Genomic DNA, 14367 nt, shown 5'->3' on the forward strand with positions numbered 1-14367 from the left:
CAACAATTATTCCGCTTCGCAGCAAAGCCAAAACGCCGAACACGCACCGCCTTCCCACCCTTCAGGACGAAACGACGCGTTCCCCGCCGGGCTTCAGCTCAACTCGCTTTGATAATGATGATTCGTGGTCAGGTAGAGCCCGCGCCGCATTTCCACCGGCTTGTCGCCGTAGGTATACGATGCGCGCTCCACGCTGAGCAACGGCGTTTGGGGCGACACCCCCAGAAATCCGGCGGACTCGACGTCCGCCCCCACGGCACGGATGCGCTCCTCGGCGCGAATCATGCGCGTACCGAATTCCGACTCAAACAGGCCATACAGCGGCCCTCTGTATTCCATCAGACGCTCGGCTGTCAGCCCCTTGAAGATGGCGCCAGGCAGCCAGATGTCTTCGAGGATGATGGGAACGCCGTTGAATGATTTGACGCGACGAATGAAGATGACCGAATCCCCGGAGCGCATATCCAGCTGCCGGGCAACCTCGGCCGAAGCGCGCACGCGCTTGACTTCGATGATCTTGTTTTCGGGACGCTGGGGCTCGTCGCCGTCGGCCATCAGGCGCAGGAAGCGGAACTGCGCCTGCGTCTCGTGATGGGTGGCGACAAAGGTGCCCTTCCCCTGACGGCGCACCACCAGGTTTTCGGCCGCCAGCTCGTCGATGGCTTTGCGCACCGTCCCCTGACTGACCTTGAAACGGCCGCCCAGCTCGACTTCACTGGGAATGAGCTCACCGGGCTTCCACTCGCCGGCCTCAAGGCGCTGCATGATGAGCGCCTTGATCTGCTGATACAGCGGACTGAAGGTCGGCGCCGGACTGGCGACACCGCTCCCCGCGCCTTGCGCGTCGACGCTGTTCGAATTGGGCAAGATCGAGCTCATAACCCCGAATTTCACCACAAAACCCCTTTCGGCGTCCAGCAAAAACTATGCAATAATATGTCTTATATAAGACATAAGATATTGATTGACAGGTGCCTTTTGCGGGCCTACACTCGCGAGCAACCTGAAAAGCCGCAAGGCAGGCGTGACGCGAACTTCCGGCCGGCCAACGATAACGAGAATCGATTGCATTTAGGCTGTTGAGATTTCGTGTTTTTATGTCGCCTGAACATGAGTGTGACAGGTTTTTGATCCGTCGGCATCGCCCTCAGCGAAAGCAACTGACTCACCGCGTTTTCGACGGTATCATGGCGCTCTAACAAGAATTCGAGGAAGTCCGCGCGAACATTCGCGCAAACAAGAAGCAACCGCAGACGGCCCTGCCGCGCCTCACGCGACACGACCGCAACGTGCGCTTCAATGCAGTCTGGAATGCTTTTTTTCATCACCTCTTTTGGAGATTCACATGGCTAAAGCCCCCAAGCGCGTTGCCGTTACCGGCGCCGCCGGTCAAATCGGTTACTCCCTGCTGTTCCGCATCGCCAACGGCGATCTGCTGGGCAAAGACCAACCGGTCATCCTGCAACTGCTGGAAATCCCCGATGAGAAGGCCCAGAAGGCGCTGAAGGGCGTGATCATGGAAATCGACGACTGCGCGTTCCCGCTGCTGGCCGGCGTGACCGCCCACAGCGATCCGATGACCGCGTTCAAGGATGCCGACATCGCCCTGCTGGTCGGCGCCCGCCCCCGCGGCCCCGGCATGGAGCGCAAGGACCTGCTGGAAGCCAACGCCCAGATCTTCACTGTGCAAGGCAAGGCTCTGGACGCCGTGGCTTCGCGCGACGTGAAGGTGCTGGTGGTCGGCAACCCGGCCAACACCAACGCCTACATCGCCATGAAGTCGGCCCCGAACCTGCCGGCCAAGAACTTCACCGCCATGCTGCGCCTGGACCACAACCGCGCCCTGTCGCAAGTGGCCGCCAAGATCGGCAAGCCGGTCTCCGCCATCGAGAAACTGTGCGTGTGGGGCAACCACTCGCCGACCATGTACGCCGACTACCGCTTCGCCACCGCTGACGGCGCTTCGGTCAAGGACACCATCAACGACCAGGAATGGAACGCTAACGTGTTCCTGCCCACCGTCGGCAAGCGCGGCGCAGCCATCATCGAAGCGCGCGGCCTGTCCTCGGCGGCGTCGGCAGCCAACGCGGCGATCGACCACGTGCGCGACTGGGTGCTGGGCACCAACGGCAAGTGGACCACCATGGGCATCCCGTCCGACGGTTCCTACGGCATCCCCGAAGGCACCATGTTCGGCTTCCCGGTGACCACCGAAAACGGCGAGTACAAGATCGTCCAGGGTCTGGAGATCGACGCGTTCTCGCAAGAGCGCATCAACATCACTCTGAAAGAGCTGATGGAAGAGCGCGAAGGCGTCAAGCACCTGGTCGGCTGATCGACCGGTAAGCGGCGGCGGGCACCCGTCGCCGCGCGACTCTGACTTTCCGACTGAATCGACCACTCATTCATTCAGCAGCAATGCATCCCTCCCAGGTCTTGTTCCCAGGTGCACAGCAACCGGCTTCCGTCCCGGTTTGCGATCACTATGCCGGCTCCGAAAAGCTGATGCGCAAGTCGATCGCCATGCAACAGGAGCTCGGCCCGATATTTGACATCACCCTCGACTGCGAGGATGGCGCCGCCGCCGGCAACGAAGCCCAACACGCTCAGCTGGTCGCCTCGCTCATCTCCGGCCCCGACAACCGCTACCGCCGCATCGGCGCGCGCGTGCACGACGTCGGCAGCCCGCACTTCGAGCAGGATGTGTCCATCATCTGTTCCGGCGCTGCGCGCGAGCTGGCCTTTGTCATGCTGCCCAAGCCGGAAGGCGTGAACGACGTGCTGCACGCCCTGGAGTCGATCAACCGCGTTTGCCTTGCGGCCGGGCGCCATGCGCTGCCGCTGCACGTACTGATCGAAACCCACGGCGCGCTGGCCGACGTCTGGAAGATCGCGGCGCTGCCGCAGGTCGAGTCCCTGTCTTTCGGGGTCATGGACTTCGTGTCCGCGCACTACGGTGCGATCCCGAGCGCTGCGATGCGCTCCCCCGGACAGTTCGACCACCCGCTGGTGCGCCGCGCCAAGCTGGAAATTTCCGCCGCCTGCCATGCGCACGGCAAGACGCCGTCACACAATGTGACGACCGACATCAAAAATCCCGCCGCGGTGGCCGACGACGCCCGCCGCGCAACCCAGGAATTCGGCTATACCCGGATGTGGAGCATTCATCCGGACCAGATCAGGCCGATCGTGCAGGCCATGTCGCCCTCCACCGAGGAGGCCGACCAGGCGGCACAGATTTTGCTCAAGGCTCAGGCAGTGCAATGGGGTCCGATCCAGCATCAGGGGAATCTGCACGACCGGGCCAGCTATCGCTACTTCTGGAGCATCCTGCAGCGCGCCCACGCCACCGGCGTGGAACTGCCGCGGGAAGCTGCAGACTGGTTTTCCGGCAGCGATTCCCTCACCAATACACAGTAAGTCACACATCACGCACCGTTCATGAAAAAGCAACTGACCGCAATCGCCCTCCTGGCAGCCCTGTTCGCCGTCGCCGGCATCTCGACCGCGCAGGCCGAAACCACTCCGGCCAAGCCGGCCGCCAAGAAGAAGGCCGTCGCCAAGAAAAAGGCGCCAACCAAAAAGGCGGCAGCCGCCGCAGCAGCGCCGGCCGCCAAGATGCCCTTCTCGTCCGACGCTGAAGACGACGACAGCGAACCCGAACTGGGCGGCACCCTGTCAGCCGACTACAGCTGCGAACTGGGCAACAAGCTGACCATCTGGAAGAACGAAGCCGATGACAAGCACATCGCCATCCGCTGGAACAAGAAGATCAACCGCCTGACCCGCGTGGACACCACCACCGGCGCCAACCGCTTCGAAAACCGCAAGGTCGGCCTGGTGTGGATCGGCATTCCGGCCAAGGGCCTGCTGCTGGATTCGAAGAAGGGTCAGCAGTTGGCCAACGAATGCAAGAACGCCGACCAGATCAAGGCGGCCGCAGCGGCAGCTGCACCCGCAGTGGCGGTTGCACCGAAAAACTGATCGGACTCCTCAAGGAATCCCGCATCAGGACGTAACACAGAATCAGGCAGCACCCAGCAGTTGGAACATTGCAACGCAAACCGGATTCGACTAGCTAACATCACTAATTGCCATCTAAGGAGAAGAGGCCATGTCTCGCAACACATTGAACACCCTAAAGGAATTCAAGATTTCCGGTTCCAAGAAAGGCAAGTTCTACTCCCTGCCCGCGCTGCAAAAGTCGCTGGGTGTGAATATCTCCCGCCTGCCGGTTTCCATCCGCGTGGTGCTGGAATCGGTTCTGCGTAACTGCGACGGCCAGAAGGTCACCGAAGAACACGTCAAGCAGCTGGCCGGCTGGGGCGCCAAGGCTGCCCGCGTCGACGAAATCCCGTTCGTGGTGGCGCGCGTGGTGCTGCAGGACTTCACCGGCGTTCCGCTGCTGGCCGACCTGGCCGCCATGCGTAACGTCGCCAGCAAGCTGGGCAAGAACCCCAAGAACATCGAACCGCTGGTCCCCGTGGATCTGGTGGTTGACCACTCGGTGCAGATCGACCACTTCCGCGAGAAGAAGGCGCTGGACCTGAACATGAAGCTGGAATTCACCCGCAACAATGAACGCTACCAGTTCATGAAGTGGGGCATGCAGGCATTCGACACCTTCGGCGTGGTGCCCCCGGGCTTCGGCATCGTCCACCAGGTCAACCTGGAATACCTGGCGCGCGGCGTGCACAACAAGACCGGCGTGTACTACCCTGATACCCTGGTGGGCACTGATTCCCACACCACCATGATCAACGGCATCGGCGTGGTCGGCTGGGGCGTGGGCGGCATCGAGGCGGAAGCCGGCATGCTGGGCCAGCCGGTCTACTTCCTGACCCCGGACGTGGTCGGCGTGAACCTGACCGGCGCGCTGCGCGAAGGCGTCACCGCCACCGACCTGGTGCTGACCATCACCGAACTGCTGCGCAAGACCAAGGTCGTGGGCAAGTTCGTCGAATTCTTCGGCGAAGGCACCGAGTCGCTGTCGCTGACCGACCGCGCCACCATCGCCAACATGGCTCCGGAATACGGCGCCACCATGGGCTTCTTCCCGGTTGACGACGCCACCATCGAGTACTTCAAGGGCACCGGCCGCACCAAGGCCGAGATCGACGCCTTCGAAGCCTACTTCAAGGCGCAGGAACTGTATGGCGTGCCCAAGGCAGGCCAGATCGACTACACCCAGGAAGTCTCGCTGGACCTGGGCTCGGTCGCCCCGTCGCTGGCCGGTCCGAAGCGTCCGCAAGACCGTATCGAAATCGGCAACGTGAAGTCGAACTTCGCCGACCTGTTCACCAAGCCGGTCGCCGAAAACGGCTTCAACAAGAAGGCTGAAGACCTGAACGCGGCCTACAAGAACGCCGACGGCGTGGACGTGCACAACGGCGACGTGCTGATCGCCGCCATCACTTCGTGCACCAACACCTCCAACCCGAGCGTGCTGCTGGCCGCCGGCCTGCTGGCCAAGAAGGCTGTCGAAGCCGGCCTGAAGGTGGCGCCGCACATCAAGACCTCGCTGGCGCCGGGATCGCGCGTGGTGACCAAGTACCTGGAAGCTGCCGGCCTGCTGCCCTACCTGGAAAAGCTGGGCTTCGGCGTGACCGCCTACGGTTGCACCACCTGCATCGGCAACGCCGGCGACCTGACTCCTGCCATGAACGAAGCCATCGTCAAGAACGACGTGGTGGCGGCGGCCGTGCTGTCGGGCAACCGTAACTTTGAAGCGCGTATCCACCCGAACATCCGCGCCAACTTCCTGGCATCGCCCCCGCTGGTCGTGGCTTACGCCATCGCCGGCAACGTCACCCGCGACCTGATGACCGAACCGGTCGGCAAGGGCAAGGGCGGCAAGGACATCTACCTGGGCGACATCTGGCCGACCTCGCAAGAGATCGAAAAGCTGCTGAAGTTCGCCATGAACGCCAAGACCTTCAAGGAGAACTACGCCGACGTCAAGGGCGCTCCGGGCAAGCTGTGGGAAGCCATCAAGGGCGTCGCCAAGGGCGAAGTCTACAACTGGCCTGGTTCCACCTACATCGCCGAGCCGCCGTTCTTCGAGAACTTCACCGAAGAGCCGAAGATCACCTCGGCCGGCATCACCGGCGCGCGCGCGCTGGGCGTGTTCGGCGACTCGATCACCACCGACCACATCTCCCCGGCCGGTTCGATCAAGGAATCCAGCCCGGCCGGCAAGTGGCTGCAAGCCAACGGCGTGCTGAAGGCTGACTTCAACTCCTACGGCTCGCGTCGCGGCAACCACGAGATCATGATGCGCGGCACCTTCGCCAACGTGCGTATCAAGAACCTGATGATCCCGGCCAAGCCTGACGGCTCGCGCGTGGAAGGCGGCATCACCCTGCACCAGCCGACCGGCGAAGAAATGTCGATCTACGATGCAGCGATGAAGTACGTTGCAGCGGAAACCCCAACCATGGTGTTCGGCGGCGAAGAGTACGGCACCGGCTCCTCGCGTGACTGGGCCGCCAAGGGCACCCAGCTGCTGGGCGTGAAGGCCGTGATCGCTCGTTCCTTCGAGCGTATCCACCGTTCCAACCTGGTCGGCATGGGCGTGCTGCCCTTGCAGTTCAAGGGCAGCGACAGCGTGCAGTCGCTGGGCATCACCGGCGACGAAACCTTCGACCTGAAGGGCCTGGACGGCGAAATCAAGCCGCAACAGGACGCCACCCTGGTGATCCACCGCAAGAACGGCGAGACCAAGGAAGTCAAGGTTCTGCTGCGCATCGACACCCCGATCGAAGTGGACTACTACAAGCATGGCGGCATCCTGCCGTTCGTGCTGCGTCAACTGCTGGCAGCCTAAGCAGGTCGACGGGACGGCGATGCCCTGGTGCATCGCCATCAATAAAAACGCCGGATTCGTCCGGCGTTTTTTATTGTCCGCAGCACCGGCAGCGCGCCCGGGAACGCAATTTGCGCGTTGCCGCTTGCACGGCCTGAATGTGGCCCCAAATCATCTACAATACAAAGTTTCGTCTATACAGAATCTCATCCATGCGTCGTCCCGCCAAACGTTCTTCTTCCAAGCTTTCTTCCGACAGCCAGCACCTGGTCACCTTCGCGCAAGCCATCGCGCAGGCCTCCAGCCGGCTTGAGGAGCGGGCCTGGCTCAAGCCGCTGGACACCCTGCTCAACAAGCTGCTGCGCACCGACCACCAGACGCTGATCGACGCCGCCCTGGACCACCTGTTCAAGGCCGACCTGGACGCTTATGACGTGCTGATCGAGGCGGTCGAAGCCGGCAGCGAATCGACCACACTGGAGGTCGATGGCGTCGATTACGACGTGCAGTTGCTGGTGCTGCCGGTGCTGGCCTGGACACGTTTCGCCATCGGCTCGGGCAACATCGCCGGCGACATGCAAAGTGCCGTGGCGGCGCACCTGCACGCCCACGTGCTGGCCAAGGACGCCAAGCTGGCGCTGGCCCCTACCCTGTACGCCATCGAGCAGCTGCCGCGCTACCACACCGAAGTATTCGCGCTGACCCGCCAGATGGGCCAGGCCGCGTTGAAGAGCGCGCCGGTACAGCTGCGCGGCGAGCAACAACCGACCGCCGCCTTCCTGGCCGATACCCGTTATGTAATTGCCGCCGTCGCCGTGCCCACCGGCACTGCGTTGTTCCATTGGCAGGAAAGCGAACAGCAAAGCCACTTCTCGGCCAATAAGACCGCCGCCTTCGACGCCTGGAAGCAGCAGGTCACCCCGCTCTTCGCGCGCATGCTGCCCGGCTGCAACGTCGAGCTGCTGCTGCCGCAGGCCTATTACTTCGGCTGCCGCGAGGCTGACAAGCGCATCCGCCCGGCCTCGATCCGCGCGGCGGATTACTTCCTGACGCAGACGCTGGACATCTCCTCGGCCGAGCTGCACGCCAGCATCGGCGGCTTCTCCGAGGATATCAACGGCCAGGTCGACGAGTATCGAATCGGATTTTCCATCGGCAATGACCCGACCGTGGTCTACGGCACGGTGTGGCCGCTGTACGAGCAGGAAAGCGGCGAGGACATGCCCTTGCTGCCGGCCGAGGTGGGCCTGATGGAATCACTGCGCCCCAGCCCGCTGCAAGAGATCCTGACGGTGCTGCGCGAGTGCGGCATCGTACACATCAAGCATCATGGCGAACGCTTCACAATGGAGTTTTGCGACGATTGCGGCGCCCCGCTGTTCCCGGATCGCGAAGGCGAACTGGTGCATGCGGAGATGCCGGAAGATACGCCGCCGGCGGCCGAGCACTTCCACTGATGGACAAACGCAAACCCGGCCCCGGCCGGGTTTTCTTCATCGGGCGCGGACATGCTGATCGTGAAGCACGCAGGGTGACAATCGCGGTGCCACTCAAAATACGCAAGACAATAAAAAAGGCATCTGCCGCACGGCAGATGCCTTTTTCTTTTCTGTATCGGGCGCCGGCGTCGAGGCTCCTGCACCCGTTTCCCGAATAAGGCGGTAACGCCCCATCCGGCCTTCGTCTCCTCCGAATCCGGAGTACTTAAGGCCGTGCGTCGATCAGGCGGCCAGCTTTTCGATCAGGCCCATCTCGGCGCTGGACATCAGCTTGTCGATGTCCACCAGGATCAGCATGCGCTGTTCCAGGGTGCCCAGACCGATCAGGTAGTCGGAATCGAACGTGGTGCCCATTTCCGGGGCCGGCTTGATCTGCTCCTGGGTCAGGGTGATCACGTCAGACACGCTGTCGACCACCATGCCGACCACGCGGCCGCCGATGTTCAGGATGATGACCACGGTGAACTGGTCATAGGTCGGCTCGCCTAGCTGGAACTTGATGCGCATGTCGACGATCGGCACGATGATGCCGCGCAGGTTGACCACGCCCTTGATGAAGTCCGGGGAATTGGCGATACGGGTCACGGCTTCATAGCCGCGGATTTCCTGAACTTTCAGAATATCGATGCCGTATTCTTCCTTGCCCAGAGTGAAGGCAAGGAATTCATTCCCGTTGCTGTCGGCTTTTTCGCCGAAGCCGGACAGATTCTTGGTTGCAGTGTCAGACATGTTGAGGCCCTCTAAAAATCAGGAAAATACAGATTCGTCGTTCAATTGGCGGCTGGATCGCAGCAAGGCTGCCACATCGACAATCAGGGCAACGCCGCCGTCACCCAGAATGGTAGCACCTGAAATGCCGGCTACCTTGCGATAATTCGATTCAAGATTCTTGACGACGATCTGTTGCTGGCCGATCAAGTCGTCCACGAACAGCGCCGCCTTCTTGCCATCGGACTCCAGGATCACCACCAGCCCCTGGGACGGATCGGTGAAGGAAGGCACGATGTTGAAAATCTGATAAAGCGGTATCAACGGCAGGTATTCGCCACGAACGCGCAGCACTTGGCCTTGCCCACTGATTTCCTTGATATCTTGCGCTATCGGCTGCAAAGATTCAACTACATATCCCAGCGGCAATATATAAACTTCTTCGCCGATGCGAATCGACATGCCGTCCAGGATCGCCAGGGTCAGCGGCAGCGAGATCGAAATCGTGGTGCCGAAGCCCTTGCTGGAGCGGATATCGACCGCGCCGCCCATGGCCAGAATGTTGCGTTTGACCACATCCATGCCCACGCCGCGACCCGACACGTCGGTCACTTGCTCGGCAGTCGAGAAGCCGGGCTCGAAGATCAGTTGCCACACATCCGCATCGGTAATGTTGTCCGATACCGGCATGCCCTGCGACTTGGCCTTGGCCAGGATCTTGTCGCGGTTCAGGCCGCCGCCGTCGTCGGAGACCTCGATGATGATATTGCCGCCCTGATGCTCGGCTGACAGCGACAGTGTGCCGGCCTCGCTCTTACCGGCCTCGCGGCGGGCGTCGGGCAGTTCGATGCCGTGGTCGATGCTGTTGCGCACCAGGTGGGTCAGCGGATCGACGATGCGCTCAATCAGGCCCTTGTCCAGCTCGGTAGCGGCGCCGTGGGTCACGAACTCGACCTGCTTGCCCAGCTTGTGCGCCAGGTCGCGCACCATGCGTGGGAAGCGCGAGAACACGTAATCCATCGGCATCATGCGGATTGACATTACCGATTCCTGCAAGTCGCGCGTGTTGCGGCTCAACTGGCTGACGCTGTTCAACAGATGTTCGTGCGTCATCGGGTCAAGCTTGCCGACGCGCTGCTCGATCATGGCCTGGGTGATCACCAGCTCGCCCACCAGGTTGATCAACTGGTCGACCTTCTCGACGCTGACGCGGATGGACGAGGACTCGTGGCCGGCTGCCGCGCCGCCGCCCTTGGCGGCCTTCTTCTCGGCCGCAACGTGCTCGGTGACCGGCAGCGGCGCTTCGTCCGGATGTCCTTCGGTGTCCACCTCGGCCTTCTTGGCCGTGATGTCCAGCGGCACGAAGGGAGCGAAGAAGCCGTAGCCCTGCTCGCGCTCCTTGTCTTCGATTGCGGTGTGATTGTCAAAGAATCCGTAACCCTGGGCGCGCTCGCGATCTTCCTGGGTGGTGAAATTATCGAAGAAGCCGTAGCCCTGCTCCTCTTCCTTGGAGCGCGTCGGCTCGACCGCCTGCGAAATCTTCAGGTCGGCCACGTTGACGATGAAGGCGAAGATCGCGACCACGTCATCGATAGGCTCGGCGGTGTCGAGGATGAAGACCCAGCGGCCTTCGGGCGACTTGGATTTCTCGATCTTGCCCAGCATCGACAGTTCGTCGGCCAGGGCTTCGGCATCCTTGTCGGTGATGACCGGCATGTCGATGCGGTAGCGGCGCACGCCGCCTGGACCCACCAGAGCGCCCGCCGGTTGTGCGGTATCGGCGGCCGATGCGGCCTTGGCCGGAGCCGTGGCCTTGCCCTCGGACAGTTGCTGCAGCAGCATGCGCACGTCGGCGACCGCTTCCTGGTCGACTTCGGCGCCATGCTTGTGGCCGTCCAGCATGGACTTGAGTACATCCTTGGCTGCCAGGAAGGCATCGACATGCTCGGCGGTCAGCGCCATCTGGCCCTGACGGATGCGGTCCAGCAGCGACTCCAGCACGTGGGTCACGCCGGCAATATCAGAAAGCCCGAAGGTGGAAGAGCCGCCCTTGATCGAATGGGCTGCGCGGAAAATCGCGTTCAGATCCTCAGGATCCGGCGAGGCCACATTGACGGCCAACAACAGCTTTTCCATCTCGGCAAGCCCCTCCTCGGCCTCGTCGAAAAAGACCTGGAAAAACTGGCTCATATCAATGCTCATGCCTGGGCTCCGTCATGAATGCGGTACGTGTCGTCGTTGTTATTGGAGGATCAGCCGATCACTTTCTTGACGACTTCGGTCAGGCGTTGCGGGTCGAATGGCTTGACCAGCCAGCCATTGGCGCCGGCGGCCTTGCCCTTTGCTTTCATCTCGTCGCTGAATTCGGTGGTGAGCATCAGGATGGGCACACGTGCGTAGCTGGTCAGCTCGCGCAGGGAGCGAATCAGCGTCAGGCCGTCCATGCGCGGCATGTTCTGGTCGGTCAGCACGAGGTCGAAAGTCTGCAGCTTCGCCTTCTCCAGCGCGTCCACGCCGTCGACCGCTTCAGTGACGTTGTAACCCGCAGCCTTCAGACTGAATACCACCATCTGACGCAAAGATCCGGAATCATCTACTGCGAGAATCGTTTTGGACATTGTTACTCCCTGTTTCTTCAATAAGGCATCAATCGCAATGCCGGATTATGCCGTACCATCGCCATCAATCGCACTGTCCCGGCAAGACCGGGATGACCTAGTTCAATCTTGTTGCACTCCGCACCGCGCTAGAACAGCTCGATGTCGCCGCTTTCCATCCGAGTCTGGCGCACCGCTTTCCACAGGCCGTTGTCCAGCACGGTCAGGCGCTCTTCGATGGCCTTGACGGTATCGGCCAGCAAAGCCTCCAGCTCCTCATCGGTCTGGCCCTGCTCCGGCAGGATTTCAAAGCTGTTGGCACTGAGCACGCCCAGCGCTTCACGCAGGCCGATCACGCGACGCACGATACGCTCGAGCAGCTGGCTGGTCATGTCCTGGAACTGCAGCCCGGTCACGGCAGCGTTGACGTGGTGACTGACTTCCCCCTGCGTTTCCTTGAGCCTGGCGATGCTGTCGGCGGTAAGCTCCCCTTGCCCGCTCATCAGCTCGCCGAGAATTTCCTGCTGCGCCTGAACCGACCGATGCAGGTCCATGAAGCTGTTGCCCAGCTTGCCAATGGCCTCGCCCAGCAGGATGTTGGTCTGGACCAGGTCCGACTCCACTTCCGTCAGTTGGCGGCTGCCGCCGCTTGCCGTGTCGAGCAGCAAGCGCTTCAACTCATGCAGCATAGTCTTGGTCGGCATATCCGGCTCTCTTCCCCTGAACAATTAAAACAACGACTGCTTCAATTCTTGGCCGGTACGCTCAGGCCATCCTGCACGTCGCCATCGGTGGCATCGGTCGGGACGTTGAGCGAGCCGCTATCTTTTTCCACCAGCTCCTCGGCCTTCTTGTTCATCACGATGATGCTGATACGGCGGTTGATGGGGTTGAACGGATCTTCCTTGTCCAGCAGCACGGCGGACGACAGGCCCACCACGCGCAGCACCTTGGACTCGTCCATGCCGCCCAGGATCAGCTCACGGCGCGACGCGTTGGCGCGGTCGGCGGACAGTTCCCAGTTGCTGTAGCCCTTCTCGCCGCTCGAATAGGGCGTAGCGTCGGTGTGGCCGGACAGGCTGATCTTGTTGGGCACGTCGTTGAGCGTGCGGCCGATCTCATGCAGGATGTCCTTGGTATAGGGCTGCAGCTGCGCGCTGGCCAGCGAGAACATCGGACGATTCTTCTCGTCGACGATCTGGATACGCAGGCCTTCGGAGGTGATGTCAATGAGCAGCTGGTTCTTGAACTGCTTCAGGGTCGGATTGGAATCGATGGCCTTTTCGATGCGCTGCTTCAAGTCTTCCAGGCGTGCGCGTTCTGCGCGCTCCAGCTCCTGCTGGGCCTGCTTGAGCGTCTGCTTGCGGGTGACGGTGTCGTTTTCGCCCTTGCGCAGCTGGCCGTCCTGACGGGTCAGGTCCTTGCCGCCGCCGGGAATCACGGTGTTGGCGTCGCCGCTGCCGGAACCACCGGCCATGGCGACCTTCAACGGAGTCTTGAAATATTCCGCGATGCCGTTGAGGTCGCCCTTGGCGGTCGAACCCAGCAGCCACATCAGCAGGAAGAACGCCATCATCGCGGTCACGAAGTCGGCGTATGCGATCTTCCAGGCGCCGCCGTGGTGACCGCCGCCGCCCTTCTTGATCCGCTTTACGATGATGGGCCGTAGCCCTTCGTCGGCCATGTTTCTACTCCTGCTTCAATACTGTGGTTGCTGTGGAATCGATCGGCGTCAAAGTCGCCTTACTTGCTCTTGGCCTGCTTCACGTGCTCTTCCAGCTCCATGAAGGTCGGGCGCTCGGTCGAGAACAGGACCTTACGGCCGAATTCGATCGACAGTGCCGGTGCATAACCATTCAGGCTGGCCAGCAGCGTGACCTTGACGCATTGGAAGATCTTGGTCGATTCGTGCAACTTCTGCTCCAGCAGGCTCGACAGCGGGCCCACGAAACCGTAAGCCAGCAGAATACCGAGGAAGGTACCCACCAGCGCGTGCGCAATCAGCATGCCCAGCTCGGAAGGCGGAATACCCACCGACTCCATGGTGTGCACCACGCCCATCACCGCAGCCACGATACCGAACGCCGGCAGGCCGTCACCCAGTTTGGCGATGCAATGCACCGGGATTTCGCCTTCGTGGTGGTGCGTCTCGATTTCGTTGTCCATCAGGTTTTCGATCTGGAACGCATCCATGTTGCCCGACACCATCAGGCGCAGGTAATCGGTCATGAATTCGATCAGGTGATGGTCAGCCAGCACGCCGGGGTACTTGCTGAAGATCGGGCTGCTTTCCGGCTCCTCGATGTCGCCTTCGATGGACATCAAGCCTTCCTTGCGCGACTTGGTCAGGATCTCGAACAACAGCGCCATCAGCTCCATGTACAGAGCCTTGGTGTAGCGCGAGCCCTTGAACAGCGATGGCATGGCGCCCAGCGTAGCCTTGATGGCCTTGCCGTTGTTGCCGACCAGGAAGGCACCTGCCGCGGCGCCGCCGATCATGAGCAGTTCGAGCGGCTGAAACAGCGCCCCCAGATGGCCCCCAGCCATGGCAAAACCGCCGAAAACGGAGGCGCAGACGATGACGTATCCAATAATGACTAACAAGTACCTACTCCCGTCCAGGTGGCGTTGAGTGTATTTTCACGTTCGTCAGGTTACATGTATTCCAATCAAGCAAATGAGGGAATACATATCCGAAAAACGTCCTTCCTTTTCGATTTACGGCTGAATTTGCGCAAACTTAAGACGTTGCGTCTCG

At 61.4% G+C, this 14367-nt stretch carries 12 protein-coding genes; 5 read left to right on the top strand and 7 right to left on the bottom strand.

What is annotated here, in order from left to right:
* Positions 1-93: 93 nt before the first annotated feature.
* A complete protein-coding gene (locus J8I26_RS16035; RefSeq protein WP_209608114.1) occupies positions 94-879 on the bottom strand; it encodes a GntR family transcriptional regulator in 786 nt (261 codons plus the stop codon).
* A gap of 466 nt (positions 880-1345) precedes the next feature.
* Between J8I26_RS16035 and J8I26_RS16040 the strand changes: the two genes are divergently transcribed.
* From J8I26_RS16040 to J8I26_RS16060, 5 genes are all read left to right on the top strand, one after another.
* Positions 1346-2335 carry a malate dehydrogenase gene (locus tag J8I26_RS16040; RefSeq protein WP_209608115.1) on the top strand — a complete coding sequence of 330 codons (990 nt, stop codon included), beginning with the start codon at positions 1346-1348 and terminating at the stop codon, positions 2333-2335.
* Positions 2336-2418: 83 nt separating this feature from the next.
* On the top strand, positions 2419-3420 hold the full coding sequence (locus tag J8I26_RS16045) for an aldolase/citrate lyase family protein (RefSeq protein ID WP_209608116.1): 1002 nt from the start codon (positions 2419-2421) through the stop codon (positions 3418-3420).
* A gap of 21 nt (positions 3421-3441) precedes the next feature.
* Entirely contained in the window at positions 3442-3984 is a 543-nt protein-coding gene (locus J8I26_RS16050) for a hypothetical protein (protein WP_209608117.1), read from the top strand.
* A gap of 130 nt (positions 3985-4114) precedes the next feature.
* Entirely contained in the window at positions 4115-6826 is a 2712-nt protein-coding gene (gene acnA / locus J8I26_RS16055; protein ID WP_209608118.1) for an aconitate hydratase AcnA, read from the top strand.
* 191 nt (positions 6827-7017) lie between these two features.
* A complete protein-coding gene (locus J8I26_RS16060; RefSeq protein WP_209608119.1) occupies positions 7018-8262 on the top strand; it encodes a DUF2863 family protein in 1245 nt (414 codons plus the stop codon).
* Positions 8263-8526: 264 nt separating this feature from the next.
* On the opposite strand, the gene J8I26_RS16065 is transcribed toward J8I26_RS16060, so the two are convergent.
* The 6 genes from J8I26_RS16065 to motA all read right to left on the bottom strand — a co-directional run bounded on the left by J8I26_RS16065 (position 8527) and on the right by motA (position 14213).
* Positions 8527-9033, bottom strand: a complete 507-nt coding sequence (locus tag J8I26_RS16065) for a chemotaxis protein CheW (RefSeq protein WP_180668327.1) — start codon at positions 9031-9033, stop codon at positions 8527-8529.
* Positions 9034-9051: 18 nt separating this feature from the next.
* A complete protein-coding gene (gene cheA / locus J8I26_RS16070; RefSeq protein WP_209608120.1) occupies positions 9052-11214 on the bottom strand; it encodes a chemotaxis protein CheA in 2163 nt (720 codons plus the stop codon).
* A 50-nt stretch (positions 11215-11264) separates the two neighbouring features.
* Positions 11265-11630, bottom strand: a complete 366-nt coding sequence (locus J8I26_RS16075) for a response regulator (RefSeq protein WP_209608121.1) — start codon at positions 11628-11630, stop codon at positions 11265-11267.
* A gap of 128 nt (positions 11631-11758) precedes the next feature.
* Positions 11759-12313: a chemotaxis protein gene (locus J8I26_RS16080; protein WP_209608122.1), complete on the bottom strand. Its 555-nt coding sequence runs from the start codon at positions 12311-12313 to the stop codon at positions 11759-11761.
* A gap of 41 nt (positions 12314-12354) precedes the next feature.
* On the bottom strand, positions 12355-13293 hold the full coding sequence (gene motB, locus J8I26_RS16085) for a flagellar motor protein MotB (RefSeq protein WP_209608123.1): 939 nt from the start codon (positions 13291-13293) through the stop codon (positions 12355-12357).
* A gap of 59 nt (positions 13294-13352) precedes the next feature.
* Positions 13353-14213, bottom strand: coding sequence for a flagellar motor stator protein MotA (motA, locus tag J8I26_RS16090; RefSeq protein WP_209608124.1), 861 nt, complete (start codon positions 14211-14213; stop codon positions 13353-13355).
* Positions 14214-14367: the final 154 nt, after the last annotated feature.

This window comes from Herbaspirillum sp. LeCh32-8 (genome assembly GCF_017814915.1).
Taxonomy (GTDB): Bacteria; Pseudomonadota; Gammaproteobacteria; order Burkholderiales; family Burkholderiaceae_D; genus Herbaspirillum.

Excerpts from the sequence above, each read along its gene's own strand:
- J8I26_RS16075 (WP_209608121.1), bottom strand. The coding sequence starts at position 11,630 with ATGTCCAAAACGATTCTCGCAGTAGATGATTCCGGATCTTTGCGTCAG.
- J8I26_RS16035 (WP_209608114.1), bottom strand. The coding sequence starts at position 879 with ATGAGCTCGATCTTGCCCAATTCGAACAGCGTCGACGCGCAAGGCGCG.
- J8I26_RS16040 (WP_209608115.1), top strand. The coding sequence starts at position 1,346 with ATGGCTAAAGCCCCCAAGCGCGTTGCCGTTACCGGCGCCGCCGGTCAA.
- J8I26_RS16045 (WP_209608116.1), top strand. The coding sequence starts at position 2,419 with ATGCATCCCTCCCAGGTCTTGTTCCCAGGTGCACAGCAACCGGCTTCC.
- J8I26_RS16080 (WP_209608122.1), bottom strand. The coding sequence starts at position 12,313 with ATGCCGACCAAGACTATGCTGCATGAGTTGAAGCGCTTGCTGCTCGAC.
- cheA (WP_209608120.1), bottom strand. The coding sequence starts at position 11,214 with ATGAGCATTGATATGAGCCAGTTTTTCCAGGTCTTTTTCGACGAGGCC.
- J8I26_RS16050 (WP_209608117.1), top strand. The coding sequence starts at position 3,442 with ATGAAAAAGCAACTGACCGCAATCGCCCTCCTGGCAGCCCTGTTCGCC.
- motB (WP_209608123.1), bottom strand. The coding sequence starts at position 13,293 with ATGGCCGACGAAGGGCTACGGCCCATCATCGTAAAGCGGATCAAGAAG.
- J8I26_RS16060 (WP_209608119.1), top strand. The coding sequence starts at position 7,018 with ATGCGTCGTCCCGCCAAACGTTCTTCTTCCAAGCTTTCTTCCGACAGC.
- J8I26_RS16065 (WP_180668327.1), bottom strand. The coding sequence starts at position 9,033 with ATGTCTGACACTGCAACCAAGAATCTGTCCGGCTTCGGCGAAAAAGCC.
- acnA (WP_209608118.1), top strand. The coding sequence starts at position 4,115 with ATGTCTCGCAACACATTGAACACCCTAAAGGAATTCAAGATTTCCGGT.